25 protein-coding genes are annotated in these 26736 nt (G+C 61.4%); 14 read left to right on the forward strand and 11 right to left on the reverse strand.

The genetic code is table 11. The features are described 5' to 3' along the window. Position 1: 1 nt before the first annotated feature. Both AC1RO0_RS07510 and AC1RO0_RS07515 read left to right on the forward strand, forming a co-directional pair. The gene (locus tag AC1RO0_RS07510) at positions 2-1027 is read left to right on the forward strand and encodes a LacI family DNA-binding transcriptional regulator (RefSeq protein WP_498592229.1); all 1026 of its coding nucleotides are present in this window, start codon (positions 2-4) and stop codon (positions 1025-1027) included. Between the two features lie 12 nt (positions 1028-1039). Further along, a complete protein-coding gene (locus AC1RO0_RS07515) occupies positions 1040-1396 on the forward strand; it encodes a VOC family protein (RefSeq protein WP_498592230.1) in 357 nt (118 codons plus the stop codon). A 43-nt stretch (positions 1397-1439) separates the two neighbouring features. Here AC1RO0_RS07515 and xylA read toward each other — a convergent pair whose 3' ends face one another. The 5 genes from xylA to AC1RO0_RS07540 form a co-directional block, all read right to left on the reverse strand. Beyond that, the gene (gene xylA, locus AC1RO0_RS07520; protein WP_498592231.1) at positions 1440-2750 is read right to left on the reverse strand and encodes a xylose isomerase; all 1311 of its coding nucleotides are present in this window, start codon (positions 2748-2750) and stop codon (positions 1440-1442) included. Between the two features lie 227 nt (positions 2751-2977). Beyond that, entirely contained in the window at positions 2978-4435 is a 1458-nt protein-coding gene (gene xylB / locus AC1RO0_RS07525; protein WP_498592232.1) for a xylulokinase, read from the reverse strand. A gap of 39 nt (positions 4436-4474) precedes the next feature. Next, on the reverse strand, positions 4475-5500 hold the full coding sequence (locus AC1RO0_RS07530) for a LacI family DNA-binding transcriptional regulator (RefSeq protein ID WP_498592233.1): 1026 nt from the start codon (positions 5498-5500) through the stop codon (positions 4475-4477). Positions 5501-5647: 147 nt separating this feature from the next. After that, positions 5648-7255, reverse strand: coding sequence for a DHA2 family efflux MFS transporter permease subunit (locus AC1RO0_RS07535; RefSeq protein ID WP_498592234.1), 1608 nt, complete (start codon positions 7253-7255; stop codon positions 5648-5650). An 18-nt stretch (positions 7256-7273) separates the two neighbouring features. Continuing rightward, a complete protein-coding gene (locus tag AC1RO0_RS07540) occupies positions 7274-8497 on the reverse strand; it encodes an HlyD family secretion protein (RefSeq protein WP_498592235.1) in 1224 nt (407 codons plus the stop codon). A 165-nt stretch (positions 8498-8662) separates the two neighbouring features. Here AC1RO0_RS07540 and AC1RO0_RS07545 point away from each other — a divergent pair, with 165 nt between their 5' ends. The 3 genes from AC1RO0_RS07545 to AC1RO0_RS07555 all read left to right on the forward strand — a co-directional run bounded on the left by AC1RO0_RS07545 (position 8663) and on the right by AC1RO0_RS07555 (position 11165). Continuing rightward, complete coding sequence (locus tag AC1RO0_RS07545) at positions 8663-9343, forward strand: TetR/AcrR family transcriptional regulator C-terminal domain-containing protein (protein WP_498592236.1); 681 nt, start codon at positions 8663-8665, stop codon at positions 9341-9343. A 104-nt stretch (positions 9344-9447) separates the two neighbouring features. After that, positions 9448-10287 (forward strand): GyrI-like domain-containing protein, encoded by an 840-nt coding sequence (locus AC1RO0_RS07550; protein WP_498592237.1) that lies wholly within the window; start codon positions 9448-9450, stop codon positions 10285-10287. A gap of 134 nt (positions 10288-10421) precedes the next feature. Beyond that, positions 10422-11165 (forward strand): TerC family protein, encoded by a 744-nt coding sequence (locus AC1RO0_RS07555; RefSeq protein WP_498592238.1) that lies wholly within the window; start codon positions 10422-10424, stop codon positions 11163-11165. 34 nt (positions 11166-11199) lie between these two features. Here AC1RO0_RS07555 and AC1RO0_RS07560 read toward each other — a convergent pair whose 3' ends face one another. Then, the gene (locus AC1RO0_RS07560; protein ID WP_498592239.1) at positions 11200-11610 is read right to left on the reverse strand and encodes a hypothetical protein; all 411 of its coding nucleotides are present in this window, start codon (positions 11608-11610) and stop codon (positions 11200-11202) included. A gap of 349 nt (positions 11611-11959) precedes the next feature. On the opposite strand from AC1RO0_RS07560, the gene gltX reads away from it, so the two are divergent. After that, positions 11960-13417, forward strand: a complete 1458-nt coding sequence (gene gltX / locus AC1RO0_RS07565) for a glutamate--tRNA ligase (RefSeq protein ID WP_498592240.1) — start codon at positions 11960-11962, stop codon at positions 13415-13417. Positions 13418-13432: 15 nt separating this feature from the next. Then, the gene (gene lysS, locus AC1RO0_RS07570) at positions 13433-14929 is read left to right on the forward strand and encodes a lysine--tRNA ligase (protein ID WP_498592241.1); all 1497 of its coding nucleotides are present in this window, start codon (positions 13433-13435) and stop codon (positions 14927-14929) included. Positions 14930-15010: 81 nt separating this feature from the next. On the opposite strand, the gene AC1RO0_RS07575 is transcribed toward lysS, so the two are convergent. The 3 genes from AC1RO0_RS07575 to AC1RO0_RS07585 are packed head-to-tail and all read right to left on the reverse strand — an operon-like array spanning position 15011 to position 18079. Continuing rightward, positions 15011-16174: a Gfo/Idh/MocA family protein gene (locus AC1RO0_RS07575; RefSeq protein WP_498592242.1), complete on the reverse strand. Its 1164-nt coding sequence runs from the start codon at positions 16172-16174 to the stop codon at positions 15011-15013. A 17-nt stretch (positions 16175-16191) separates the two neighbouring features. Beyond that, positions 16192-17115 carry a TIM barrel protein gene (locus tag AC1RO0_RS07580; protein ID WP_498592243.1) on the reverse strand — a complete coding sequence of 308 codons (924 nt, stop codon included), beginning with the start codon at positions 17113-17115 and terminating at the stop codon, positions 16192-16194. A 49-nt stretch (positions 17116-17164) separates the two neighbouring features. Further along, positions 17165-18079, reverse strand: coding sequence for a sugar phosphate isomerase/epimerase family protein (locus AC1RO0_RS07585; RefSeq protein WP_498592244.1), 915 nt, complete (start codon positions 18077-18079; stop codon positions 17165-17167). 206 nt (positions 18080-18285) lie between these two features. On the opposite strand from AC1RO0_RS07585, the gene AC1RO0_RS07590 reads away from it, so the two are divergent. After that, a complete protein-coding gene (locus tag AC1RO0_RS07590; protein WP_498592245.1) occupies positions 18286-19290 on the forward strand; it encodes a LacI family DNA-binding transcriptional regulator in 1005 nt (334 codons plus the stop codon). 99 nt (positions 19291-19389) lie between these two features. Beyond that, on the forward strand, positions 19390-19668 hold the full coding sequence (locus tag AC1RO0_RS07595) for a hypothetical protein (protein ID WP_371108940.1): 279 nt from the start codon (positions 19390-19392) through the stop codon (positions 19666-19668). A gap of 41 nt (positions 19669-19709) precedes the next feature. Here the strand turns inward: AC1RO0_RS07595 and AC1RO0_RS07600 are convergent, their stop codons facing one another. Continuing rightward, the gene (locus tag AC1RO0_RS07600) at positions 19710-20543 is read right to left on the reverse strand and encodes a hypothetical protein (RefSeq protein WP_498592247.1); all 834 of its coding nucleotides are present in this window, start codon (positions 20541-20543) and stop codon (positions 19710-19712) included. A gap of 194 nt (positions 20544-20737) precedes the next feature. Here AC1RO0_RS07600 and AC1RO0_RS07605 point away from each other — a divergent pair, with 194 nt between their 5' ends. Next, the gene (locus tag AC1RO0_RS07605; protein ID WP_498592248.1) at positions 20738-21646 is read left to right on the forward strand and encodes a LysR family transcriptional regulator; all 909 of its coding nucleotides are present in this window, start codon (positions 20738-20740) and stop codon (positions 21644-21646) included. Positions 21647-21671: 25 nt separating this feature from the next. Here AC1RO0_RS07605 and AC1RO0_RS07610 read toward each other — a convergent pair whose 3' ends face one another. Beyond that, positions 21672-22313, reverse strand: a complete 642-nt coding sequence (locus AC1RO0_RS07610; RefSeq protein WP_498592249.1) for a dihydrofolate reductase family protein — start codon at positions 22311-22313, stop codon at positions 21672-21674. Between the two features lie 299 nt (positions 22314-22612). Here AC1RO0_RS07610 and AC1RO0_RS07615 point away from each other — a divergent pair, with 299 nt between their 5' ends. The 4 genes from AC1RO0_RS07615 (at position 22613) to AC1RO0_RS07630 (ending at position 26724) form a co-directional block, all read left to right on the forward strand. Then, complete coding sequence (locus AC1RO0_RS07615) at positions 22613-23773, forward strand: ABC transporter substrate-binding protein (RefSeq protein ID WP_498592250.1); 1161 nt, start codon at positions 22613-22615, stop codon at positions 23771-23773. 197 nt (positions 23774-23970) lie between these two features. Further along, positions 23971-24957 carry an ABC transporter ATP-binding protein gene (locus tag AC1RO0_RS07620; protein WP_498592251.1) on the forward strand — a complete coding sequence of 329 codons (987 nt, stop codon included), beginning with the start codon at positions 23971-23973 and terminating at the stop codon, positions 24955-24957. Next, a complete protein-coding gene (locus AC1RO0_RS07625; protein ID WP_498592252.1) occupies positions 24954-25919 on the forward strand; it encodes an ABC transporter permease in 966 nt (321 codons plus the stop codon). The genes AC1RO0_RS07620 and AC1RO0_RS07625 overlap by 4 nt, the downstream gene beginning before the upstream one ends. Next, positions 25909-26724: an ABC transporter permease gene (locus AC1RO0_RS07630; protein WP_007700687.1), complete on the forward strand. Its 816-nt coding sequence runs from the start codon at positions 25909-25911 to the stop codon at positions 26722-26724. The genes AC1RO0_RS07625 and AC1RO0_RS07630 overlap by 11 nt, the downstream gene beginning before the upstream one ends. Positions 26725-26736 lie beyond the last annotated feature (12 nt).

Consider the following 26736-nt stretch of genomic DNA (forward strand, 5'->3'; position numbering starts at 1 on the left):
AGTGTCGAATTCCACGCCCGCAACCATCGAAGACGTCGCCCGAATTGCCAATGTTTCGATCGCCACAGTCTCCCGGGCCATCCATATGCCGGAGAAGGTCGCAAATTCGACGCGGCTGAAGGTCAATCAAGCGATTGCGATCACCGGCTATACGACCAACGCCATGGCGCGCAGCCTGCGGCTCGGCCGTTCCAATATGATTCTGGTCGTTGCCCCTGATATCGGCGATCCCAATTTCTCCAATATTCTCATTGGACTGGAAAACGAGGCACGGTCGCACGGCTACGGCATCCTGATCGGCCATACGCAGAACGATGCCCAGCGCGGGCTGGAATATCTGAAATTCCTGAATTCCAACCAGGCAGCGGGGCTGATCCTGTTCACCGGCATCCTGCCCTTCGGACACCAGACGATGACGGCGCGACTGCCGCCAAGCGTCGGCGTCTTCGAGCCGGTTTTCAACGGCGGCATTCCCTATGTCGGGGTGGACGATATCGCCGGAGCCCGCAAGGCCGTCGACCTCTTGATTGCCGAGGGCCACCGCAAGATTGCCTTCATCGGCGACTCCCGCACCCGCCTCGCCTATAGCCGGCGGCGCATGGGCTATGAGGCCGGGATGGACGCCGCCGAAATCGGCACCGAACTCCGCATCGTCTTCGAAGGCGACGGCACTATCGAGAGCGGACGGCTGGCCGTCGAGCAGCTTTTCATGCGCGACACGCTGCCGTCGGCCTTCATGTGCGTCAACGATCAGACTGCGATCGGCGTCATGATCGGGCTGAAGGCACGCGGCTATGATATCCCTGGGGATTTCTCAGTGACCGGCTTCGACGACGTGCCGCAGGCCGTGTTCATGTCGCCATCGCTGACGACGATCAGGCAACCGCGCACCGCCATCGGCAAGCAGGCCATGGCGCTCCTGCTCGAACTCCTGTCGGACGGCGAGCCTCCCGAGGCGGAAATCCTGCTGCTGCCCGATCTCGTGGTGCGTAACTCGGTCTCGGCACCGTCACGCAGCCGGCGATAGGGGTATGTAGCGATGCCGCTCGGCAGGATCACCCTTTATGTCCGCGATGTCGAAGCGACGATCAGCTTTTACGAGAAGCATTTTGGCTTCAAGCCGCTCCGGCTCGAAGGCGATCGGATTGTCGAGCTGCTAGCGCAGGATGGTGGCGCCAATCTGATGATCTATCCGGCAGCAAAGGCTCAAAAGATGGGCCAGGTGCTGGTGAAACTGGGCTTCGACGTGGAAGATGTCGAAGCATTCCGCGCCAAATGCGCTGCCGAGGGACTTGAATTCGGACCTTTGCATCAGGCTGACGGCTATGTGTTCGCCAATGCCAAGGACCCCTCTGGAAACCCCATAGCGATTTCCAGCCGCGCATTCAGGCGGTAGCTCGGGAGGCGATGAGCACCGCCTCCCGCATGTCGTCGATCCATCAAACGTAACGGTTGACGATGTTTTCCAGCAGTTCCTGCTTACCGGACTTCGGCTGCGGGTTGATGTCCTTGGCCTCGACCCACTGTGCGATCTGGTCGAGCGAGTATTCGCCGCGGAGCAGCTTCTGGCTTTCTGCCGAATCCCAGCCGGCGTAACGGTTGGCGAGCGGCTGCGACAGGGCCTTGTCCTCGATCATCTTGGCGGCTGCCTTCAGACCACGGGCGCAGCAATCCATGCCACCGATATGGCCGATCAGCAGGTCTGCCGGATCGAGCGACTGACGGCGCAGCTTCGAGTCGAAGTTGGTGCCGCCGCTGGTGAAGCCGCCGCCTGCCAGGACCTGGTAATAGGCCAGCGACATTTCCGGAACATTGTTCGGGAACTGGTCGGTATCCCAGCCGGACTGGTAGTCGTTGCGGTTCATGTCGATCGAGCCGAAGATACCGAGTGCGTTGGCAAGCGCCAGCTCGTGCTCGAAGGAATGGCCGGCAAGGATCGCGTGGCCCTGCTCGATGTTGAGTTTCACTTCGTTTTCGAGGCCGTTCTTCTTCAGGAAGCCGTAGACGGTCGCGACGTCGTAGTCGTACTGATGCTTGGTCGGCTCCTGCGGCTTCGGCTCGATCAGGATCGCGCCCTTGAAGCCGATCTTGTGCTTGTACTCGACCACGAGATTGAGGAAGCGGCCCATCTGGTCGAGTTCGCGCTTCAGGTCGGTGTTGAGCAGGGTTTCATAGCCTTCGCGGCCGCCCCAGAGAACGTAATTCTCGCCACCGAGCTTATGCGTCGCGTCCATGCAGGTCTTCACAGTCGCGGCCGAGAAAGCGAAGACATCCGGATCCGGATTGGTCGCAGCACCCGACATGAAGCGGCGGTTGGAGAAGAGGTTCGCCGTGCCCCACAACAGCTTGACGCCGGTATCGGCCTGCTTCTGCGCGAAATAGTCGACGATCTCATTGAGGTTCTTGGTGTTCTCGGCGAAATTCTTGCCTTCCGGGCGCACGTCGGCGTCGTGGAAGCAGTAATAGGGCGAGCCAAGCAGGGTGAAGAATTCGAAGGCGACGTCGGCCTTCAGCTTGGCGGCTTCCATCGTCTCGTTGAACCAGGGACGCAGGAAGGTCTGTCCGCCGAAGGGGTCGCCACCCGGCCAGGTGAAAGTGTGCCAGTAGGCGACGGCAAACCGCAGATGGTCTTCCATGCGCTTGCCGAGAACCACTTCATCCTTGTTGTAGTGGCGGAAGGCCAGCGGATTGGTGCTGTCAGGGCCTTCGTATTTAACCTTGGCGATATCGCCGAAAAATCCGGTGTTCATGTCCTGTCTCCTCAGAGTTTTGAGTATTTCAGTATTGTTATTCATTCCGTGCAGCCCTGCCCCTCACCCTAGCCCTCTCCCCGCAAGCGGGGAGAGGGGACGACCTCTGTACCCTCTCCTAAACCGGTGATGAGAGGGACGGTGATGGTGCGTCTATCCCCTTCTCCCCGTCAAAACGGGGAGAAGGTGCCCGACAGGGCGGATGAGGGGCTTTAGGCCACGATATTTCAATGCGCGCTCAGCGGCTTAATCGCCGGATAGAGCGCGCGGTAACGCTTGTAAGCATCCTCGTAAGCGCCGGTCAGCGCGGTAACCGGCTCGATCGTGCCGGCCGTTTCCGGAGTCGAGCATACGGCGACCGGATCGGCACCCGTCGCCGCGATCAGGCCAAGACGGGCAGCACCAAAGGCTGCGCCGAAATCGCCGTCGGCCGGCAGGTCGACAGGAACGCCCAGTGCTGTCGCGATCGAGGCCAGCCAGTAGCGCGAGCGCGAACCGCCGCCGATGGCCGTGACGCGAGCAATGTCGGTGCCGGCCGAGCGCAATGCTTCGAGATTGTCCCGGATGGCGAAGCTGACGCCTTCCAGCACCGCCTGCGTCAGCACGGCGCGGCCGCTCTCATGGCCAAGACCAATGAAGGCGCCGCGGATGGTCGCGTCATTGTGCGGCGTGCGCTCGCCCGAGAGATAGGGAAGGAAGGTGACGCTCGACGGCGCCTTCAGCGCCTCGCCCAGCTCACCGGTAAGATCGGCGGCGGATTTGCCGGTGACGCCCGAATGCCAGTTCAGCGCGTCGGTCGCCGACAGGATGACACCCATCTGGTGCCAGGTGTTCGGTAGCGCGTGGCAGAAGGCATGCACGGCGCTTTCCGGCTTCGGCAGGTAGGATCCATTGGCGGCAAAGAGCACGCCCGAGGTCCCGAGCGAAACGAAGGCGGCGCCATGGCTAACCGTGCCCATGCCGCAGGCGGAAGCGGCGTTATCACCAGCGCCGCCAGCCACGACGACGTCGCCGGCAATACCCCATTTCGAGGCCAGTTCGCCGCGCAACTTGCCAGCGGCGTCCGTGCCCTCGACCAGGGTCGGCATCTGCTTTTCATCGAGATCGGTCGCGGCCAGCAGCTCGGACGACCATTTGCGCTTGCCGGTGTCGAGCCAGGAGGTGCCGGCGGAATCCGACATTTCCGAAATGTGTTCACCCGTCAGCCACAGGCGCAGATAGTCCTTCGGCAACAGTACCCAGCGCACCTTGGCAAAAACATCCGGCTCATGCTTGGCGACCCAGGCGAGCTTCGGCGCGGTGAAGCCGGGAAAGACGATATTGCCGGTGAGCGCCCGGAAACGCGGATCGGCGTCGAGGGCCGCGGCTTCATGATAGCTGCGCGTATCGTTCCAGAGGATGCAGGGCCGCAGCACCTTGTCGTCGGCATCGAGCAGCGTCGCGCCATGCATCTGGCCGGAAAGCCCGATGCCGCGCACGGCTGCCAGCTCCTTCGGATGCGATGCCCTCAGACCGGCGACCGCCTCTTCGGTGGCGCGGATCCAGTGCGACGGCTCCTGCTCCGACCAGCCCGGATGCGGACGCGACACGTCGAGCCCGCCATTGGCCGAGCCGATGATCTTCTGGTCACCGTCGATCAGCATCGCCTTGACGCCGGACGTTCCGAGATCGAGACCCAAATACATTTGATAATACTCCCTAGAGTCCGCCGCTGGTCTTGATGATCAAGGCAGATTGTCCTTCACGAAAATGTCGAGGCGTATGCGCTCCTGGCCGGCAATGAAGCCCTGGCCGTCCGCCGTCGCCTTCAGGACGCGGATGGCGCTGCGCACCTCATGGCCGGCATCCTGGTTGAGCACGGCATCGATCGTGCCATCCTGCAGCGCCGCGCGCGTATGCTCGGTGAGTTCATGCGCCACCACCGTCAGGCCACGCCCCTGCCCGGTCGCCTTCAGCGCCCTGATCAGGCCGCGATTACCGGCACCGAGACTGTAGACACCGATGATCTCCTTGCTGCCCGCAAGCGCCTTAGAGACCAGCCCGCTGGTGATCTCCGGATCGTCGCGGCCTTCAAGCACTGGCAGCAGCCGCAATTGCGGAAACTCCGCCGCCATCACAGCGGCAAATCCTTCGAGACGCTCGCGATGGTCGCGCACCAGCATGGAACCGGCAAGCACGGTGATGTCACCTTGGCGTCCACCAAGAAACCGGCCAAGCAACCGGGCTGCCGTCCGGCCGGCGGCAATATTGTCGACGCCGGCATAGTGATGCCGCGCGGAACCGGTGAGATCGGAAACGAGGGTGACGACGGGAATGCGCGCATCCACCAGCCGGTCAACGGCGGCGCGCACCTCCGGCGCATCGGTCGCCACCAGCGCCACGCCGGCAACATCCTGCCCTCGCAACGCATCGAGTGCGGCCACCAGCGCCGGCGGATCGAAGGCAGGCACTTCGACAATACGGATCTCAGTGCGCTCGAGAGACGAACGCGTCATCGCCTGGCGCACCTCGGCGTAAAGGCCGTGCATGAAGGAATTATCGCCGGTTGGCAGGATGAAGACCAGCGGATAGACACGACCCTTGGCAAGATTGGCCGCCGCCACGTCGCGCACATAGCCGATGTCGCGGATCGCCGCTTCCACCTTCTCGCGCGTGACGATGCGCACGCCCGGGCGCTGGTTCAGCACCCGATCCACGGTCGCAAGGCTGACACCCGCGGCAGCGGCGATATCGTACACAGTGGGTCTCATCAGCTCCTCCTGACGAGATGCTTAACGCCATTTTTGATGTACGTAAATCAGAAATTTTTTTGCCCTGATATTTTCCTGTCGATCGCCACAACGAAAAAGGGCTCCTCGATGTGAGGAGCCCATTCATTGCAAGAAGGCAAGACGAGATCAATGGCCTCCGCCACCGCCGCCACCCGCCGCCTTCGGCTTGCTCAGCATCAGTACGCCGAGGATCATCGCCAGGAACAGGATCGTCAGCATCAGGAAGATATCGCTGAAGGACATGATCATCGCCTGCTGCGTCGTCATATTGACCATCTGCCTGAGCGCGGCCTGCTGGCCGTCCAGGCCCGAGGCGGTGAAGCTGGTGGCCATATTGTTCAACTGGGCCACAGCCGCCTGGTTGCCCCATTGGATGTTGTCGCGCAGATTGAAGTAATGCAGATCCTGGCGGTTCGTCAGAAGCGTGTTGATGATGGCAAGGCCGACGGCGCCGCCGAGGTTACGCGTCAGGTTGAACAGGCCGGATGCGCCCCGCATGCGAGCGGGCGGCATGGTTCCGAGCGCAATATTGTTGATCGGCACCATGCAGAGCATCAGCCCGAAGCCGCGCAGGATCTGCGGGATCAGCAGCTCGTAGAAATCCCAATCCGTCGTCAGATGCATCATGATGTAGGTGCCGGCCGAGAAGCTGGTGAAACCGATGACCATCATGATGCGCAGATCGAGCTTGCTCGACAGGAAACCGGCAAGCGGCGCCGTGAAGAACATCGTCAGGCCCGACACGAACATCGTCTCGCCGATCTGCAGCGAATCGTAACCACGAATGCGAGCGAGATAGAGCGGATAGATATAGGTCAGGCCATAAAGACCGATGCCCATCACGAAGGAGAACACCGAGCCGAAGGAGAAGTTCTTGTTGGCGAAAGCCTTGAGGTCCACCACCGGGAAATCCACCGAGAAAGCACGGTAGAAGAAGATGACCGCGCCGATGCCGGAGGCGATGGCCGCAATGGTGATGTAGCTGTCGTTGAACCAGTCGTTGGTGTTGCCTTCTTCCAGCACATATTCCAGCGCGCCAAGGAAGACGCCCATGGAGATCAGCCCCCACCAGTCAAACTTCTTCATCAACGACAGCTCGGGCTTGTCGAAGTCGATGTAGTTCCAGGTGACGATGGCAACGACGATGCCCGGCGGAATGTTGACCAGGAACAGCCAGTGCCAGGAGAAGGCATTCGAAAGATAGCCACCGACGGTCGGGCCGATGGTCGGCGCCAGCGTCGCGATCAGGCCGATGATCGGCGAGACGATATTGCGCTTCGACGGCGGGAAAATGGTAAACGCGGCCGCAAAGACCGAGGGGATCATACCGCCGCCAATGAAGCCCTGCAGCGCGCGATAGACGATCATCTGGTCGATATTGGTGGCGGTTGCCGCGAGCGCGCTGGCCATGGTGAAACCAGCCGCGGAGATCGCGAAGAGGTAACGCGTCGAGATGATGCGCGCCAGCGTTCCCGACAATGGGATCATGATGACTTCGGCGATCAGATAGGCGGTCTGCACCCAGCCGATTTCATCCGAGCCGGCGCTAAGGCCGGCCTGGATTTCGCTGAGCGATGCCGAAACGATCTGAATGTCGAGGATCGACATGAACATGCCGAGCACCATCGCAAGAAAGGCGATGAGCTTCTTTGGGTCCATGCGTTCGTCCGCCGGAGAAACGGCGGGCGCCGGCGCCCGCGGAGGGGCGCCTGCGGTAGTGCTGGCCGACGACATGATATGTCTCTCCCGAGCTTACTTCTTGTCCGGCGCCGTGCGGGTGTCGACATCGACAACGACACTCAGGCCGGCGCGCAGGCGACCGCTATCGAGCGCATCCTGCGGCAGGGCAATGCGAACCGGCACGCGCTGGATGATCTTGGTAAAGTTGCCCGTCGCGTTTTCCGGCGGCAGCAGCGAGAAGACCGAGCCGGACGCCGGCGAAATCGACTCGACCGTGCCGACGATCGGATGATCGCTATAGGCGTCCACCTGGACGTTGACCTTCGAGCCGGGAACCAGATGCTGGATCTGCGTTTCCTTGAAGTTGGCGTCGATGTAGAGCTGGCGGGTCGGAACGATCGCCATCAGCTTCTGGCCGGGAGAGACGAGATCGCCTTCCTGCACGGACCGGTTACCGACGACGCCGTCATAGGGCGCCTTCAGGACCGTGAAGGAGAGATCGCGGGCAGCCTTGTCACGGGCGGCTTCGAGACCCTTGATGGTGCTCTCGGCCTGGGTGCGCTGCGCCTGCAGCAAGTTGATATTGGCCTGGGCCGACGCGATGGCGGCGTCGCCACCGACGAGATTGGCCTTGGCCTGGTCAAGCGCGATATTGGCGCTGTCGAGCGAAGCTGTGGTGCCGACCGACTTCGCCTGAAGTTCGGCGGCGCGGGTCTGGGTGATCTGCGCACCCCGTACGGTTGCCTCGAGAGCGACCTTCTGGGCCTGCGACTGGGCAAGGGTCGCCTGACCGGCTGCAATCTGCGCGTCGATCGTGTGCAGCGACAGCTGCTCGGTGACGAGCGAGGCCTGCGCCTGTTCCAGCGCCAGTCTGTAGTCGCCGTCGTCGAGCGTGGCGAGCACGTCGCCCGTCTTGACCTGCTGGTTGGCGACGACATTCACCTTGGCGACATAGCCGGTGACCTTCGGCTGGATGGTCGCGATGTCGCCTTCGATATAGGCGTCGTCGGTGGAAACCATGAAGCGGCCCGTCGTCCACCAGTCATAACCGTACCAGCCGCCGCCGACGAGCGCCAGAACGACGATGATAGGCATAACCAGGCTGCGCCGCTTCTTCTCGGCGGGCGGTGGGGCCACCTCTGCCGGAGATGCTGGCGCAGCCTGGGCGGGGGCTGGATTGCCGCGTGTTTCCGCGGCGGGAGCTTCGGCGGATACGCCAGCTTCCGTTGCTTCCATTTCGGTATCAGCGGCATCGTTGACGATGCGCGCTACGTTGTTACCATGACTAGACGACATTGCCCTACCACCGGAAAATCTGGGTAAAATAATCGAACTGAACGGTTCGGTTCAGTTGACATAGATCGTTTTCCACTCCATATCAAGTGGCATCGAACCACTGAGTTCGATTTATTTGGCGAATCTGATTAAGGTTCTCCAAAAATGATCGAGTGTAAGGAGACCATGAAGCACGAACCGCAAAATGTCGCCGTCTTGAACGCACCCGCATCCGGTGGACGATGGGCCGCCGGTGAAGATCCGGTCAAGCGCCAGCAAATTCTGGAGGGCGCCAAGCGCGTCTTCATGAAAATGGGGTTCGATGCCGCGAGCATGAACGACGTCACGCGCGAAGCTGGCGTCTCCAAGGGTACGCTCTACGTCTACTTCGCCAACAAGGAAGACCTGTTCTCCGCCATTGTGAACAGCGAACGCGCGCATTTCGTCGAAATCGTGCGCGCAGCACTCGCCGAGGATACCGACATCGCGTCGAGTCTCCTTGAGTTCGGCAAGGTGTTTGCGACGCACGTCACATCCGACAAGATCATCAGCGCCATGCGAACCGTCATCGGGGTACGCGAGCGCATGCCGTCTCTCTGTCAACGCTTCTTCACCGGCCCGGATAACCTGCGTACCGTGTTGCGTAGCTATCTGGAGCGCAAGGCCGAGGCAGGCAGCGTCGAGATCGAGGATTTCGACATGGCCGCGCGCCAGTTTCTCGAAATGGCCAGCGGCGGCTATTTCAAGCTAAGGCTGTTCGGCGACATGGAAGCGCCTCCTTCCAAGGAGGAGATCGACTATGTCGTGCGCGGCGCCGTGCGTGTCTTCCTGGCCGCCTATGGTTCCAAACAGAAAGATTGCGCCTGACGGCCAGCCGAGGGCTCGCAGGTCTTGCCATCAACTCCGCAATCGCGATCAAATCCCATCGCCGGTCAACGCCTAACAATGGGCCGGCAACCAGGGAGTTAGACATGAGCGCGATCGGACGAGCGATTTGGTTCATCGAAAGCCATTTTTCCTCCGATATCTCACTCGACGAGATCGCCGACACGGCCGGCCTGTCGCGTTACCATCTGTCGCGCGTCTTTGGACTGACCACCGGCCATTCGATCAGCGGCTATATCCGGGGCCGGCGCCTTAGCGGAGCCGCGCTTGCGCTGATCGACAGCTCATCGACCATTCTCCAGGTTGCCCTCGATGCGGGCTACGGCTCGCATGAGGCTTTCACCCGTGCCTTCCGCGAACAATTCGGCATGACGCCGGATGGCTTGCGCAAACAAGGGCACGCCAGAAACCTTACCTTACTGGAGCCGATCAGAATGGACGACACCCACCTCCCCAAGCTCGACGCGCCGCGTTTCGAGACCCGCCCCGCAATGCTGCTCGCCGGCCTTGCGGAAACCTATACCCACGAGGCCACGCAGGGGATCCCCTCGCTTTGGCAGAAGTTCAACCAGCATTTCGGCCACATCCCCGGCCAGGTCGGCAATGTCGCCTATGGCGTCTGCACCCAGGCTGAAGGCGAGACCGAAAGCTTCCGCTATATGTCCGCCGCCGAGATCAGCGCGGCCGACGACCTGCCGGAGGGTTTTGCGACCCTGAAGCTGCCGCAGCAGCGCTACGCGGTCTTCACGCATCGCGGCCACATCTCCGGTATCTCCGCCACCGTGCACCAGATCTTCGGTGACTGGCTGCCACAATCCGGTCACCAGCACGCCAGCCTGCCCGACATGATGGAGCGCTACGACGACCGTTTCGACCCTCAAACCGGCATGGGCGTGACGGAGATCTGGATACCCCTGAAAGCATAGAAGCAGCTGCGGCGTCTACTAAAACGGCGCCGCCGCTTGCACCTGTGAATTCGCTCCTTACATTACCGACGATTATTGAAGAGCCGGAGCTGGGGGTCAGCGTTCGGTGAACGCTGACCAAAGGGAAATCGTTAATGGACATTGTTGGCTTGATGCAGGATCCGAGCGCATGGGTTGCGCTGATCACGCTTGTCGTCATGGAGGTGGTCCTCGGTATCGACAACCTCATCTTCATTTCGATCCTGACCAACAAGCTGCCGCCGGAACACCGCGAGAAGGCACGTAAGATCGGTATCGGCCTCGCGCTCATCATGCGCCTCGCCCTGCTCGGCACCGTCGCCTGGATCGTGCAGCTGACGACGCCGGTCTTCGAACTTTTCGGCCACGGCTATTCGTGGAAAGACATGATCCTGATCGGCGGCGGCCTCTTCCTGGTCTGGAAGGCCACGAAGGAAATCCATCACAATGTCGATCCCGCCGAACACGGTGAGGACTTCATCGCCAAGTCGACGACATCGACCTTTGCCGCCGCCATTGGCCAGATCCTGCTGCTCGACCTCGTCTTCTCGGTCGACAGCATCATCACCGCCGTCGGCATGACGCCGCATCTGCCGATCATGTTCGTTGCCGTCATCGCCGCCGTTACCGTCATGCTGGTGGCCGCCAACCCGCTTGCCAATTTCATCGAGAAGAACCCCACCATCGTCATGCTGGCGCTGGCCTTCCTGCTGATGATCGGCACGACGCTGATTGCCGAAGGCATGGGCTTCCACGTTCCCAAGGGCTACGTCTATACCGCCATGGCCTTCTCGGCCGCCGTCGAAGTGCTGAACATGGTGGTGCGCAACAAGCGGAAAAAGGTGGCGGGCGGGCATTGAGGAAAAGGTCCGCACCCGCAAATGGGTGCGGCGCTCACTCCTCGACGTGGACGTCGACCCATTCGCCGATGTTGCCCCGACCGTAAATCTCGACCCTGATCCATACGTTGCCGCGAACGATGTCGTTTGCGGCGGCGTCGGTGATAGCGCCACTTGCAAGCATCGCCTCCAGGCGCTGGCGGTTGGCGGGGTCCGAAAAGAAATTGTCACCCTGGTCGCCCCGGTCGCGGCGTCTATAGGCATGGTAGTTCGCGCGGTCCTGCCGGATGATCTGCCAGGGCTGCGTCAGGCGTTCTCCCTTGGAATTATAAAGGTCGTCGGAGCCGATATAGGCCCGATAGCTGTTGAGAAGACGGGCCGAACCATCATGCGTGATCGTCGATTGGGCGGCGGCAGGACTGAGCATGGTTCCGACGAATAAAAAGCTCAAAATGAATTTCTTCATCGCTTTCTCCCAGTGGTGAATTGAGGACCCATTCTGCCACTGTCGCAGAAATTGCAAATAAAAATAATATGTCCGCCTTTCTATTCCGGTTTTTCCGAATGGAAATAGGCGAAGACATGGTGATGGCCGAAGCCACGGGACGACACCGCGCGTGCGTCCGCACCGTGTCGGGACGCACTTTCCCTTGACGTCATCCATTGAATATGGCCTAAGGCCACCCAAACGGAAAACGCGGAATTGAAGCGGCAAGACGCCCTTTTCCGGCCGGTTTCCTGATCCAGATAAACATTTCCAGCCGGGCAGCGCTTATCCCACGCAGCGGCCTGGCTTTTTCTGACGGGCAAACAAAATGACCACTTCAGGCGTTCGCGTCCGCATCGCACCCTCCCCGACCGGCGAGCCCCATGTCGGCACCGCCTATATTGCGCTGTTCAATTATCTCTTCGCCAAGAAGCATGGCGGCGAGTTCATCCTGCGCATCGAAGACACCGACGCGACGCGCTCGACGCCGGAATTCGAGACCAAGGTGCTCGATGCGCTGAAGTGGTGCGGCCTCGAATGGTCGGAAGGTCCCGATATCGGCGGCCCCTACGGCCCCTATCGCCAGAGTGACCGCAAGGACCTCTACAAGCCCTATGTCGAGAAGATCGTCGATGCCGGTCACGGCTTTCGCTGCTTCTGCACGCCCGAGCGTCTGGAACAGATGCGCGCCGCCCAGCGCGCCGCCGGCCTGCCGCCGAAGTATGACGGGCTCTGTTTGAACCTTTCGGCCGAGGAAGTCTCCACGCGCGTTGCCGCCGGCGAGCCGCATGTCGTGCGTATGAAGATCCCGACCGAAGGTTCCTGCAAGTTCCATGACGGCGTCTATGGCGACGTCGAAATCCCGTGGGATGCCGTGGACATGCAGGTTCTGCTCAAGGCCGACGGCATGCCAACTTACCACATGGCCAACGTCGTCGACGACCATCTGATGAAGATCACCCATGTGGCGCGCGGCGAGGAATGGCTCGCCTCGGTTCCGAAACACATCCTGATCTACCGCTATCTCGGCCTCGAACCACCGGTCTTCATGCACCTGTCGCTGATGCGCAACGCCGACAAGTCGAAACTGTCGAAGCGCAAGAACCCGACCTCGATCTCCTATTACACCGCTCTCGGCTATATCCCCGAAGCGCTGATGAATTTCCTCGGCTTGTTCTTCATCCAGATTGCAGAAGGTGACGAGCTGCTGACCATGGACGAGCTGGCGGCAAAGTTCGATCCGGAAAACCTCTCCAAGGCCGGCGCGATCTTCGATATCCAGAAGCTCGACTGGCTGAACGGCCGCTGGATCCGCGAAAAGCTCTCGGAAGAAGAATTCCAGCAGCGGGTGCTGACCTGGGCGATGGAAAACAGCCGCCTGCAGGAAGGCCTGAAGCTGTCGCAGTCGCGCATCTCCAAGCTTGGCGAGCTGCCGGATCTCACCGGCTTCCTGTTCAAGTCCGACCTCAATCTCGATCCCTCGGCCTTTGCCAAGATCAAGTCGACGCCGGAAGAGCTGCTGGACATCTTGAACACGGTGCAGCCGGACCTCGAAAAGATCCTCGAATGGAATGTCGAGACGATCGAAGCCGAACTGCGCGCCATCGCCGACCGCATGGGCAAGAAGCTGAAGGTCATCGTCGCGCCGCTTTTCGTCGCCGTATCGGGCTCCTCGCGCTCGCTGCCGCTTTTCGATAGCATGGCGATCCTTGGCCGCTCCGTCGTGCGCCAGCGGCTGAAACTTGCCGCCCAGACCGTTGCGACCCTCGTCGGCCCGAAGAACTGAACCGGACGTAGAACCATGAACGACAAGACCGAAACATCAGCCCTCTCCTCCGACGCAACGGAAGTTCGCGCCCAGAAGCTCAAGCTGCTGCGCGAAAAGATCGGCGACGTCTATCCGGCGCATTTTCACCGGACGCTGACCAATGCCGAGCTGACGGCGAAATATGAAGGCCTGGAGCCGGACATCGAAACGACCGATGTCGTCACTGTTGCCGGCCGCGTCTACTCGTCGCGCAATTCCGGCATGTTCATGGATATCCATGACGCCTCGGGCAAGATCCAGATCTTCAGCCACAAGGACGTCACCGGCGAAGAGGCCCGCGCCCTGCTACCGATGATCGATATCGGCGACATCATCGGCATCACCGGTATCGTCCGCCGCACCAAGCGCGGCGAGCTGACGATCAACGCGCAGCAGATCACCATGCTGACCAAGTCGCTGCTGCCGATGCCCGAGAAGTGGCACGGCCTCTCCGATATCGAGCTGCGCTACCGCAAGCGCCATCTCGATATCATGACCAACGAGGAATCGAAGCTCCGCTTCCAGCAGCGCAGCCGCATCGTCTCCGGTATCCGTCGCTTCATGGAAGAAGACGGCTTCATGGAAGTCGAGACGCCGATGCTGCATTCGGTCTATGGCGGCGCCACCGCCGAGCCGTTCAAGACGCATCACAACACGCTGAAGCTCGACATGTATCTGCGCATCGCGCCGGAACTGTTCCTGAAGCGCACACTGGTTTCGGGCCTCACCGACAAGGTGTTCGAAATCAACCGCAACTTCCGCAACGAAGGCGTCTCCACCCGGCACAATCCCGAATTCACCATGATGGAGTGCTACTGGGCCTACGCCGACTACGAGGACATCATGGACCTCGTCGAGCGCCTGTTCTCGACGCTCGCCATGTCGATCCACGGCAGCACCGAATTCGCCTTCGGCGACAAGCAGATCTCCTTCAAGGGTCCGTTCCGCCGCGTGCCGATGCCCGACGCCGTCAAGGAAGCAACCGGCATCGACTTCCTGGCGATCAAGACCGACGAGGAAGCCCGCGCCGCCTCCAAGGCCGCTGGCTTCGCCGTCGAGAAGGACGCCACCTGGGGCGAATGCCTCGCCTTCATTTTCGAAGAAAAGGTCGAGGGCACGCTGATCCAGCCATCGCACGTCACGCATTTCCCGAAGGACATCTCGCCCTTCGCCAAGGAAGTGCCGGGCGAGCCGCGCCTCGTCGAGCGCTTCGAGACCTATTGCAATGCCTGGGAACTCGGCAACGCCTTCTCGGAACTCAACGATCCGGAAGAGCAGCGCGCCCGCATGGTCGAGCAGCTCGAACAGGCACATGCGCGCGGCGAGAAGCAGAAGGAACTGGACGAGGAATTCCTCGACGCCATCGACCAGGGCATGCCGCCCGCCGGCGGCCTCGGCATCGGTGTCGACCGCCTGATCATGCTGCTCACCAACTCCCCGTCGATCCGCGACATCATCCTGTTCCCGGCACGGCGCGCCAAGGCGGACTGAGCCGGCTTCGCCAAGACAGCTTGAGAAAAAACAAAGGCCGCCATGGTTACCCTGGCGGCCTTTGTCGTTCATTTGATAGCGTTATTCGTAGTCTACCCAGACGGCGCCGGCATCAGCGGAGCGCACGCAATTCTCGACCCATCGCACGCCCTCAAGGCCGGCATGGACATCGGGGAAACCGAGCTCCTCCATTCCGGCTGGCGCGAGACCGCGCTGTCCGTCGATGGCAAAGCCGAAACGGCGGTAAAGATTGGCCCAGGCTTCGAACAGGCCTTCCGGATGGCCGCCGCCGATGCGGTCGTCGATCCGGGCCTCCGGATAAAGATAATCCATGCCCCGTTCAAGGACACGCACCGGCTCGCCCTGGATCTCATAGGAAAGCTGGTTGGGGCGCTCATCCCACCACTCAATGCTCGCCTTCGATCCGACGATGCGGACCTTCTGGCCATGCATGGAGCCGGCATTGACGGCGCTCGACCAGACGGTCGCGAGCGCGCCGTTGTCATATTCCATCAGGGTCACGGCATTGTCCTCAAGCGGCGCCCGGCTTTTGACGAAGCTCTGGCGTGTGCACATCAAGCGCTTGATCTTCAAATGCGGCAGGATGACTTCCGAGATATAGAGCGGATGCGTCCCGACATCGCCGAGCACATAGCTCGGACCCGCGAATTTGGGATCGACGCGCCAGCGCGTGGACGGGTTAAGCTCCTCCACAGCCGCACTATGGAAACCATGGGCAAACTGCAGGTTGACGATGCGGATTTCCCCAAGATCGCCGTTCCTCACCATAGCCCGCGCCTGCTCGATCATCTGGTGCCCAGCATAGCCATAAGTGACACCGACGATGCGGTTCCGCGCCTGCGAAAGCGCCTTCAGCTCTTCGGCCTCGGCAACGGTGAAACAAAGCGGCTTCTCGCAGACGACATGCAGATCATGCTCCAGCGCCGCCTTGCAAATGGCGAAATGGGTGTTGTTCGGGGTCGCGATCGAGACGGCTTCGATGCCATCTGGCCGCTTGGCCTCCGCCGCAAACATGGCTAGGTAGTCCGGATAGCTGCGCGCCTCGTCGAGCCCGAGCTCCACACCGAAGGCACGACCGCGCGCCGGATCGATATCGAAGGCGCCGGCCACGAGTTCGAATATGCTATCCCTGAGTGCCGCGGAGCGATGGATATAGCCGATCTGGCTGCCGCGCCCACCCCCGACCATGCCCCAGCGGATCGGCTTTCTCTTCATTCCTGACATTACGCTATTCCCTGTTCCTAGAAGCCGACCGACCGCAGATAATCGCGGCTTTCCTTCACATCCTCGAGACTTCCCGCCACGCTCAGCGGATCGCGCTCCTGCTCGACGGTGATGAAGCCGTGATAGCCGATCTCGTCGAGCGCCCGCTTCACTGCGGGATAATCGATGGTGCCCCGGCCGATCGGGCACATGACGCCCTGGGCGCAAGCCTCGAAGAAACGGATCTTCTCGCCGAGCACGCGCTCGAACACCGCCTGGTCGATATCCTTGAAATGGACGTAGTCGAGCCGGTCCGCGTAATGGCGCAGCGTCTCCACGGGATCCATGCCGGCATAATAGGTGTGGCCGGTATCGAGGCAGAAGCCGGCCGTCTCCGCCGGTACGTCGGTCGCGATCCGCTCGATCTCGTCGGCGAACTCGATATAGCCGCCGGCATGCGGATGGATGACGGCGCGGACGCCGTATTTATCCCGAGCAAGCTCGGCGATGGCCTTGATGTTGGCGACCATGCCGGCCCAGTCGTTGTCGGTGAGCCGTGGCGCGCGGTCGGAATGACCGGCGGCGTAATCCCTCTCGTCATGACCCCAATCCATGACAGTGAGATAGGGCGTCTTGAACCGCTGGCCGTCAACCTGCTCCGGCTGCGGCAGCCTGGTGATCATCGCACAGATCTCGTCCGTCTGGCGGAGCAGGTTCTGGCGATTGTCCGGAGACACGAGATCGTCGAAGATCGTGCCGGCGACGATGAAGAGATTGCGCTCCGAGAGTGCCTCGGCGACCCGCTGGTGGTCGAGCGGCACATAGCCGTACGGCCCAAGCTCAAGGCCACCATAACCGGCGGCGGCGGCTTCGTCAAAGACGCGCTCCCAGGCGGGCAGGTTCGGATTTTTGACATCGTCCACGCCCCAGCAGCATGGAGCGGTCGTAATCGTGATGGTCACGCGGTCATTCCCTGTCTGATATCGGTAAGGTCGAATGGCGGGCCGGTGATCAGGCGCGCTTTGCCGGCCAGTATTTGTCGACGTACTTCTGGATTTCCGAACGCATGAACTTTCCGGAAGCGTCAGCCCGCTCTTCCCAGCCGAAGACGCAGGCCGTGACGATGCCATCAAAGCCGACCGCGGCCAGTGACGAGAAGAAGGCATCCCAGTCGATCTCGCCCTGGTACATGTCCATATGCTGGTGGATCGTCACCTTCGCGCCCGGCGGATTGACGATGTAGCGCAGGCCGGAAGAGGCCTTGTGGTTATAGGTGTCGGCCACATGCACATGGTTGATCAGCGGACCCGCATCGCGGATCATCTTCGCCATGTCGTCGCCGAAGTAGAAGGTGTGCGGCGCGCAATAGAGAAACTTCACTCTGTCCGAACCGATCGTCTTCAGCATGTCGATGGCCGGATGCAGCGTCTCGCACCAGTCTTCCGGATGCGGCTCCATGTTGAGGGTAACGCCTTCCTTTTCGAAGACCGGAACGAGTTCCTCGATCGAGCGCCACCAGGCGGCTTCACTGTGTTCATGGGTATGCATGCCGCCGCAGCAATTGGAGCGGTGGCTCCGGTCCGGCGAAGGGCCGCGGCCGAATTCCGAGTTCATCGTGTCGCAATCCATCTCGACGGCGATTCGGATCGCTTCCTTCCAATAGCTGACCGCCGCCTGCCGCTCATCTTCGTGCGGGCTTGCCCAGCGATACATCGGCAGGAGCGATGCGAGCTTGACGCCGTGGTCCTTCAGCGCCGACTTGAATTCGGCGATGCGCTCCTTGTGCGCACGCGGCCGCACCCACCAGGGAAGGAAGTCGTCGCGCGGCGACAATTCGATATGGTCATAGCCAAGCTCCGCCGCCTTGCGGCAAAGCTGATCGAGCGGCAGGTGCCGGTGCATATGCGGGTCGAGTGCGATCTTCATGGGGCTCCTCCGTCATCCGGCGTAACCCTGAGTAGGCCAGTGGATGATCTTTCGTCTGGATCGTTTTGGGATTCGGTTTTCCTCCCGAATTGCCCGAAGGATAGGCCCGCACTGTGCCGGCTCTCCAATCCTTCCTTGATCAAATTTGATCATTGGCGTAGGGCAGCATGAATGCAGGGCCGAACTGGTGCGGCCGGAGGAGTGGGATGACGAAGGTCACCTTGAAGGATGTCGCGGAAGAGGCCGGCGTCGGCACGGCCACGGTCGAGCGCGTCGTCAATGGCCGTGGCGGCGTCCGGCCCGAAACCGTGGAAAAGGTGTTTCTCGCCGCCAAGAGGCTGAACTACCGGCACGCGCTGTCGAACGCCCATCGCGGCCTGATCCGCATCGAGGTGATCCTGGTGCGGCCGGAAACCAGCTTCTATTCGCGAATGAACCAGGCCTTCGAACGCATCGCCGCCTCGCTCGACCATGGCATCGTCGTTCACCGCACCTTTGCCCGGGAAAATGACCCGGCGGACTTCGCCCACTATATCGCCAATCCGAAAGTGCGCAGATCCGCGCTGATCGTCGTTGCGCCCGACCATCCGGACGTGGTCACCAGTGTCAGACAAGCGCGCGACCTCGGGATTCCCGTCGTCCAGATCATGACCCGCCCGGCACCGGAGCTGCCCTATGTCGGGATCGACAACTACGCCGCCGGCCGCACCGCCGCCTACTATATGTCACGCATGCTGACCGGACAGACGGGCACCTTCGTCGCGCTCTGTCACAGCGGCGCCTACGAGAACCACAAGGAGCGCATTCGCGGGTTTTCCGTCTATCTCGCCGAACAGGGCTCGAACGCCCACGCCTTCACCGAGGTGATGTTCGACCTCGACGACGAGCACAATGCCATGGAGCTGCTGCGCAACGCCCTCACCCGTGACCCGGCCATCATCGGCGTCTACAGCGCCGGCGGCGACAATGTCGCCGTCGCATCCGTTCTCCAGCAAAACCGGCAGCGAGGGATCTTCTGGGTCGGCCATGAACTGACCGAGCAGACACGCGGCTATCTGCGCCAGGGCATCCTCTCGATCGTGCTGGATCAGGCGCCGGAGATCCAGGCGCGCCGGTCGATCGACCTGACGTTGAAGACATTGGGCCTGATCGATGTCGAGGTCAGCGCGGAGCCCGTGCGCTTTCTCACCGTAACCTCGGAGAACCTCTGAACCAATCGCGGTTGCGGGTGGTCATTGCCACCAGATGGCGTATAAGTCCCGCCAACCGCGGCGACATCTTCGCCGCCCGCAAATCAAAGGTGCCAATCCATGACCGACAACACGACCGCAGATACCGACAACGAACAGCAGCGGCTGGCCGATCTTGCCGAGATCGGCGATGTCGATCTGTCTCAATTCGCACCAGGGACCTTCGGTTGCCACGAGGCGATGCACACGGCCTCGCTCATGCTCGATATGACCGACGATCACCTGCTGCAACACCCCGCCATCCTCGCCGATCCGGAATTCTACCGCCTCGCCAGCAATGTTCACGAGGCGCTGTTCGCGCTGTACCAGGCCATCGGCGAGAAGCATCTGGCGGACTGAGGATGCCTATCCCCGGTCCAGCGGCATGAGGCTAGTTTGGATCAGTTGGTCACCGGCGACGGCCGGCTGCTGGCGCCCGTCATTGTCGGGTCGAGACCCAGCGGCGGTGCCGCCTTCGGGTCGGTGGCATCGACGCCGATAAATTCGTCGCCTCTGTCTGTCTCGGGCGGCACGTTGCCGGTCGTCGCGGGCTCGTGGGGCTTAGGCGGAGCATGGGCGGCTTCCTTCGCTGCCGCCTTTTCTTCCGCCGCCACTGCTGCCTTACGCTTATCCGTCTTGGCGTCGCCCTTGTCGTTCTCGGCAGCCAGCGGATTGTCGCAATCGCTGTAGTCTTTCAGCTCGGCCAGTGTCTCGTCGATATCGGTGGGCAGCATATTGATCTGCTCGCCGTAGAACAGGCCCTGGGCGCTTGCATCCCCATTGTAATAACGCGCCGTGACCGGCGCCTCGACAGTGCCGCCCACAACCTTATCGGGATGCGGAACATAGACGACATCGGCGCCCAGCGCCCGTCCGCGAATATCGGATCGTAATGTCGGCCCGTTCTTGTCGAGAACCACCACCTGGACGAGATCCGGCTTCTGCTCCTCATAGACGGCCTTGGCGACGCGAAGCGCCGTTCTGACGCGCGTCAGGCCATCGGTCGGGTCGGTGCGGATGTATTTGCGCACCCAGAAGCGGTTTTCCTTGCGGATGGTGATGAGGCTGACGTCGCTGCATTGCAGGCCATTTGGAGAGGCCGAGACAAAACCCCGGAGCTTGTCCTTGCCCAGATAAAGCGCGAAAGCGCCGGAGGAGCCTATCAACAAGGCCACTCCGCCGATAAGGACGACAAGCTTCCGGGGTGACCGGAACATATGCAGTAAGGCGCTCACGCCAACTGCTCCAGCATAAAGCACTCCAACGCGACAAGGTGATCGATCCTCACGTTAGGGATGCGGTGTTTCGGAATGCTTAAAACAGAGATGAAACTTGTGTCGCTCTCGCTGCTTTTACCAAAAAAGGTCCAGATTTTTCAGGCCGATGTCGGTTCTTGCCTTGCACCGCGCGGCCATGCTCTAAACGGGACATGGCGTTCACCTTGAGACAGCTTCAATACTTCGTCGCCGTGGCGGAACAGGGCTCGGTCACCCGCGCCGCGCAGAACCTGTCGATCTCGCAATCCTCGGTCACCGAAGCCCTGAAAGAACTGGAAAGCGATCTCGGCGTCGAGCTATTCGACCGCCATCCGCGCGGGCTCTCCATCACCCATAACGGCCACCAGTTCCTGCGCCACGCGACGAAGATCCTCGCGACGGTTTCCGACGCCCGCACCAGTTTTTCCGGCCAGCAGAATGCGACCGGCGGCACGCTGAACATCGGCGTCACCTCGCTCGTCGCCGGCTATGTGCTATCCGACCTGCTGGCACGCTATCGCCGCGTCTGCCCCGGCGTCGAGGTCAGTGCCATCGAGGACAATGGCGGCTATCTCGAACATCTTCTGGTCGGTGGCGAGCTCGACGTCGCGGTCATGGTCATTTCCAATCTGCGCGACCGCATGGCATTGCAGGCCGAAATCATCGAGACATCACCCTATCGCCTCTGGCTGCCCATGGGCCACCCCCTCGTCTCCGCCGACATCATCAGCGTCGCCGACATCACCCGCGAACCGCTGATCATGCTGACCATTGACGAGATCGAGGAAAACACCGGCAAACTGCTCTCCGCACTCGGCGCTCGCCCGCATGTTGCCTTCCGCACGCGCTCCGTCGAAGCCGTGCGCAGCCTGGTCGCCACCGGTGCAGGCGTGGCGCTACTGCCGGACCTCGTCTATCGCCCTTGGTCGCTGGAAGGCGACCGCATCGAGAGCCGCGACGTCTCCGGCTCGCTGCCAGTCGTCCAGGTCGGCATGGTCTGGCGCAAGGGCTCCAGCCTGCCGCAGGCCGCCCGCGATTTCGTCGGCGTCGCCGAAAGCATGCGCTCGGGGCGGCAGCGATAGCGCCGTAGCCTCTCAATCTCCAACTCTACTTCGCGAGAACAATATGCGTGGCTCGCTCTGTCGGAACATGTTCGATTGTCCGGTATCCCAGAGCGTGAAGATCAATGCCGCTAAAGAGCGGTTCTCCCTGGCCGAGCACAGTGGGAGCAAGAGCAAGGTGAATTTCATCGACGTGGCCGGCTTGAACGTATTGCCTCACGGTGTCGGCACCGCCGCCAATCTTGATGTCCTTTGCGCCTGCCGCTTCGCGCGCCTTTTGCAACGCCTCCTCAATACCATCAGTGACAAAATGAAATGTCGTTCCACCGAGCATCTCGATTGATGGTCTGGGATAATGTGTCAGTATGAAAGTCGGTGCGTGATAAGGCGGATTGTCACCCCACCAGCCTTTCCACTGATCGTCCGGCCATTCCCCACGAATAGGCCCGAACATGTTACGGCCGAGAATGAAGGCGCCGAACCCTTCCATTGCGCGTTGGCCGAACCGGTCATCAAGGCCCGTTTCTCCGTCGTCTTTTCCGAGCATCTGGCGAAACGCCCGCGTCGGGAAAAACCACTGAAAAAGTTCCTCGCCTCGCAAACCAAGCGGCCGATCTAAACTCTGATCGATGCCCGCAGCGAAACCATCAAGCGAGACACCGAACCCGGCAACTTTTACTTTAGTCATTCGTACCTCCGTCCGTGCCGGCTCTACAGGGCAGAGATCCGCGCCGGCGCATTGCGGTTAACTCCGTTCAGTAGGACGATTGGCGTTGTCGGGAGTCGACAACTCATTTTAATTTTTTTCGATCATCTCGAATGGATGGAGAACGCCCGTTCCCTCTCCAGCCACATGATCGACTTTCTGAAATCGGAATTTCCGATATCGCCTTTCTGATAAATGAATTTGCGAATGCGGCAAAATCGGGTCACCTTTTCTTCCGGGAACAAGACGTCACAAATTGGCTCAAAAACCGGGAGACTCCGATGAAGCATTTGCTGAAATCATGCACTGCTGCACTCGCATGCCTAAGTTTCGCCACCCAAGTCATCGCCGCCGAGCCGCTGAAGACGCTCGGCAAGGGCGAAGGCGCCGTCAGCATCGTTGCCTGGGCCGGCTATATTGAGCGCGGTGAGAGCGACAAGAATTACGACTGGGTGACCGGCTTCGAGAAGGAGACCGGCTGCAAGGTCAGCGTCAAGACTGCGGCCACCTCGGATGAAATGGTGGCGCTGATGAACGAAGGTGGCTTTGACCTCGTCACAGCCTCGGGCGATGCCTCGCTGCGCCTCGTTGCCGGCAAGCGTGTTCAGCCGATCAACACGGATCTGATCCCGAGCTGGAAGACCCTCGACACGCGCCTGCAGAACGCGCCATGGCACACTGTCAACGGCGTCCACTACGGCGTTCCCTATCTCTGGGGGCCGAACGTGCTGATGTACAATACCGATGCCTTCAAGGATCAGGCGCCGAAGAGCTGGAACGTCGTCTTCGAGGAAATGACCCTGCCCGATGGCAAGTCCAACAAAGGCCGTGTCCAGGCCTATGACGGCCCGATCTACATCGCCGACGCCGCTCTTTATCTGATGGCCCACAAGCCGGAACTCGGCATCAAGGACCCCTACGAGCTCAACGAAGACCAGTACAAGGCCGCTCTCGAACTATTGCGCGGCCAGCGCAAGCTCGTCAGCCGCTACTGGCATGACGCGATGATCCAGACGGACGACTTCAAGAACGAAGGCGTCGTCGCCTCCGGTTCCTGGCCGTTCCAGGTCAACCTGCTGCAGGCCGACAAACAGAAGATCGCCTCGACTTTCCCCGACGAAGGCGCGACCGGATGGGCCGATACCACCATGCTGCATGTCGACAGCGAGCATCCGAACTGCGCCTATATGTGGATGGAACATTCGCTTCAGGCCAAGGTCCAGGGTGACGCCGCCGCCTGGTTCGGCGCGGTCCCCTCGGTTCCCGCCGCCTGCAAGGGCAATGAACTGCTCACCGACAGCGGTTGCGCCACCAACGGCTACGATTACTTCGACAAGATCAAGTTCTGGAAAACCCCGGTCGCCAAGTGCACGAGCGAGAGCGAATGCGTGCCTTACCATCGCTGGGTTTCCGACTATATCGGCGTGATTGGCGGACGATGATAGGAACTCTCCTTCTCCCCTCGGGGAGAAGGTGGCCCGAAGGGTCGGATGAGGGGGGGGGTGCGGCATAGAAGGAATTGCCTTTCGCTTGCCGCTCAAAGCCCGCTTCGCTCCGCTCTTCGGCCCCCTCATCCGCCCTGTCGGGCACCTTCTCCCCGCTGGGGAGAAGGGGAAAACCAGTATCTCCGGAGCACCCCATGACCGCTGTTCGTTTCCAGCAGGTATCGCGGCATTTCGGCCAGGTCCGCGCCGTCGATCACGTCGATCTGGCGATCGCGCCCGGCGAATTCTTCGCCATGCTCGGCCCCTCCGGCTCCGGCAAGACCACCTGCCTGAGATTGATCGCCGGCTTCGAGCAGCCGACCGGCGGCCATATCGAGATTTTCGGTGAGACCGCTGAAGGCGTGCCGCCCTATCGGCGCAACGTCAACACCGTGTTTCAGGACTATGCCTTGTTTCCGCACCTAAACATCCTCGACAACGTCGCCTACGGGCTGATGGTCAAGGGTATCGGCAAGGCCGAGCGGTGGAAGGCTGCCGAACAGGCGCTGGAAATGGTGAAGCTGCCGGGCTACGGCGCCCGCCGCCCCGGCCAGCTCTCCGGCGGCCAGCGCCAGCGCGTGGCGCTCGCCCGCGCACTCGTCAACAAGCCAAAGGTCCTTCTTCTCGACGAGCCGCTTGGCGCTCTGGACCTGAAGCTGCGTGAACAGATGCAGGAGGAGCTGAAGAGCCTGCAACGGGCACTCGGCATCACCTTCGTCTTCGTCACTCATGATCAGGGCGAGGCGCTGTCCATGGCCGACCGCGTCGCCGTCTTCAACAACGGCAAGATCGTACAGGAAGGCACGCCACACGACATCTATCAACGGCCGAAAACCCGCTTCGTCGCTGATTTCGTTGGCTCATCCAACGTCATCGCGCCCGAGACGATGTCATCGCTTGGCGGCGAACGCCGCTGGGCGAGCTTGCGGCCCGAGGCAATCCGCCTTGGCGACAGTGCCGGCCTTGCCGCCACTGTCCAGGCGACCAGCTTCCTCGGCGCCGCTACCCGCCTCTCCGTCGAAGCCCATGGCACACGGCTGCACGTCACCCTGCCGGCCGGCCAGCCGATCCCGGAAACCGGCGCATCGATCCGCCTCGCATGGGCACCCGCCGACGTGCACTATATGGACGACGCCGCATGACGATGGCGAGCATCACCACGGCTGCACCCGCCTCGATCCTGCCAAGTCGCGGCGGGTTCTTCGGCCGCCTCTCGGACCTCTTCTGGCGCCACCCGAAACTCTTCCTCTTCCTGATGCTGACGCCGCCGCTCCTCTGGCTCGGCATCATCTATATCGGCGCGCTGATCGCGCTGCTGCTGCAGAGCTTCTTCTCGATCGACGACTTCTCCGGAATGGTGAACTACGAATTCACGCTCGCGACCTATGCGCAACTTCTGAATTCCGCCAATTTCGACATCATCGTCCGCACCGTCGTCATGGCGGCGCTGGTGACCATCGCCTCCGCCTTCGTCGCCTTCCCCATCGCCTATTACGCGGCGCGTTATGCGCAGGGAAAATGGAAAGCGCTGTTCTATCTCGGCGTCATGCTGCCGCTCTGGTCAAGCTATCTGGTCAAGGTCTATGCCTGGAAGCTGATCCTTGCCAAGGAAGGCATCCTCACCTGGCTTTTCGGCAAGCTCTATCTCGGCTGGCTGCTCGACGGCGTGCTTGCTTTGCCCATCATTGGCGGCAACTCGCTGTCGGTGAGCTATATCGGCACCTTCCTGGTCTTCGTCTATATCTGGCTGCCTTACATGATCCTGCCGACGCAGGCCGCGCTTGAACGCGTGCCCACCAATCTGCTCGAAGCCTCCTCCGATCTCGGCGCTATGCCGAACCAGACCTTTCGCACCGTGCTGCTGCCGCTGGCGCTGCCCGGTATCGTCGCCGGCTCGATCTTCACCTTCTCGCTGACGCTCGGCGACTACATCATCCCGCAGATCATCGGCTCCTCGCGCCTCTTCATCGGCCAGGCCGTCTATGCGCAGCAGGGCACCGCCGGCAACGTGCCGCTCGCCGCCGCCTTCTCGGTCGTACCGATCATCATCATGGCCATCTATCTCTGGATTGCCAAGAAACAGGGGGCCTTCGATGCGCTCTGATCGCGGCCAACGCGCCTCCCTGCCCCTGAAGACCGCCGCCGGCTGCGGCCTGCTCTTCCTGCATCTGCCGATCCTGCTGATCTTCGTCTATGCCTTCACGACGGAAGAGAAGAGCTATCAGTGGCCGCCGCCGGGCTTCACGCTGCAATGGTTCGGCATTGCCTGGAACCGGCCGGATGTCTGGTCGTCGCTGGCGCTGTCGGTACAGGTAGCAACCATCGCGACCGCCATTGCCCTGGTACTCGGCACGCTTTGCGCCGCCGCCGTCAGCCAGACGAAATTCTTCGGCCGTGAGGCGATCTCGCTGCTGGTCATCCTGCCGATTGCGCTGCCCGGTATCATCACCGGCATCGCGCTGCGCTCGGCCTTCAGCCTGTTCGATATTCCCTTCTCGGTCTGGACCATCGTTCTTGGCCACGCCACCTTTTGCGTCGTCGTGGTCTATAACAACGCCGTCGCCCGCTTCCGCCGCACCTCCGGTTCGCTGATCGAGGCCTCGATGGACCTTGGCGCCGATGGTTTCCAGACCTTCCGCCATGTCATCCTGCCGAATATCGGCACGGCGCTGCTGGCCGGCGGCATGCTCGCCTTCGCACTGTCCTTCGATGAAGTCATCGTCACCACCTTCACCGGCGGCCAGCAGATGACCTTGCCGATCTGGATGCTGCAGGAGCTCATTCGCCCGCGCCAGCGCCCCGTTACCAATGTCGTCGCCATGGTCGTGGTGCTCGTCACCTTCCTGCCGATCCTGGCAGCCTATTATCTTACCCGCGACGGCGACCAGATCGCCGGCGGCGGCAAATAAAGGGAGATTATT

It is taken from the genome of Rhizobium sp. GW821-FHT14E12 (assembly GCF_058803745.1).

What these genes read in the sequence shown, in the direction of transcription:
- AC1RO0_RS07515 (WP_498592230.1), top strand. Translation starts at nt 1,040, where the DNA reads ATGCCGCTCGGCAGGATCACCCTTTATGTCCGCGATGTCGAAGCGACG.
- xylA (WP_498592231.1), bottom strand. Translation starts at nt 2,750, where the DNA reads ATGAACACCGGATTTTTCGGCGATATCGCCAAGGTTAAATACGAAGGC.
- xylB (WP_498592232.1), bottom strand. Translation starts at nt 4,435, where the DNA reads ATGTATTTGGGTCTCGATCTCGGAACGTCCGGCGTCAAGGCGATGCTG.
- AC1RO0_RS07530 (WP_498592233.1), bottom strand. Translation starts at nt 5,500, where the DNA reads ATGAGACCCACTGTGTACGATATCGCCGCTGCCGCGGGTGTCAGCCTT.
- AC1RO0_RS07535 (WP_498592234.1), bottom strand. Translation starts at nt 7,255, where the DNA reads ATGTCGTCGGCCAGCACTACCGCAGGCGCCCCTCCGCGGGCGCCGGCG.
- AC1RO0_RS07540 (WP_498592235.1), bottom strand. Translation starts at nt 8,497, where the DNA reads ATGTCGTCTAGTCATGGTAACAACGTAGCGCGCATCGTCAACGATGCC.
- AC1RO0_RS07545 (WP_498592236.1), top strand. Translation starts at nt 8,663, where the DNA reads ATGAAGCACGAACCGCAAAATGTCGCCGTCTTGAACGCACCCGCATCC.
- AC1RO0_RS07550 (WP_498592237.1), top strand. Translation starts at nt 9,448, where the DNA reads ATGAGCGCGATCGGACGAGCGATTTGGTTCATCGAAAGCCATTTTTCC.
- AC1RO0_RS07555 (WP_498592238.1), top strand. Translation starts at nt 10,422, where the DNA reads ATGGACATTGTTGGCTTGATGCAGGATCCGAGCGCATGGGTTGCGCTG.
- AC1RO0_RS07560 (WP_498592239.1), bottom strand. Translation starts at nt 11,610, where the DNA reads ATGAAGAAATTCATTTTGAGCTTTTTATTCGTCGGAACCATGCTCAGT.
- gltX (WP_498592240.1), top strand. Translation starts at nt 11,960, where the DNA reads ATGACCACTTCAGGCGTTCGCGTCCGCATCGCACCCTCCCCGACCGGC.
- lysS (WP_498592241.1), top strand. Translation starts at nt 13,433, where the DNA reads ATGAACGACAAGACCGAAACATCAGCCCTCTCCTCCGACGCAACGGAA.
- AC1RO0_RS07575 (WP_498592242.1), bottom strand. Translation starts at nt 16,174, where the DNA reads ATGTCAGGAATGAAGAGAAAGCCGATCCGCTGGGGCATGGTCGGGGGT.
- AC1RO0_RS07585 (WP_498592244.1), bottom strand. Translation starts at nt 18,079, where the DNA reads ATGAAGATCGCACTCGACCCGCATATGCACCGGCACCTGCCGCTCGAT.
- AC1RO0_RS07590 (WP_498592245.1), top strand. Translation starts at nt 18,286, where the DNA reads ATGACGAAGGTCACCTTGAAGGATGTCGCGGAAGAGGCCGGCGTCGGC.
- AC1RO0_RS07595 (WP_371108940.1), top strand. Translation starts at nt 19,390, where the DNA reads ATGACCGACAACACGACCGCAGATACCGACAACGAACAGCAGCGGCTG.
- AC1RO0_RS07605 (WP_498592248.1), top strand. Translation starts at nt 20,738, where the DNA reads ATGGCGTTCACCTTGAGACAGCTTCAATACTTCGTCGCCGTGGCGGAA.
- AC1RO0_RS07610 (WP_498592249.1), bottom strand. Translation starts at nt 22,313, where the DNA reads ATGACTAAAGTAAAAGTTGCCGGGTTCGGTGTCTCGCTTGATGGTTTC.
- AC1RO0_RS07615 (WP_498592250.1), top strand. Translation starts at nt 22,613, where the DNA reads ATGAAGCATTTGCTGAAATCATGCACTGCTGCACTCGCATGCCTAAGT.
- AC1RO0_RS07620 (WP_498592251.1), top strand. Translation starts at nt 23,971, where the DNA reads ATGACCGCTGTTCGTTTCCAGCAGGTATCGCGGCATTTCGGCCAGGTC.
- AC1RO0_RS07625 (WP_498592252.1), top strand. Translation starts at nt 24,954, where the DNA reads ATGACGATGGCGAGCATCACCACGGCTGCACCCGCCTCGATCCTGCCA.
- AC1RO0_RS07630 (WP_007700687.1), top strand. Translation starts at nt 25,909, where the DNA reads ATGCGCTCTGATCGCGGCCAACGCGCCTCCCTGCCCCTGAAGACCGCC.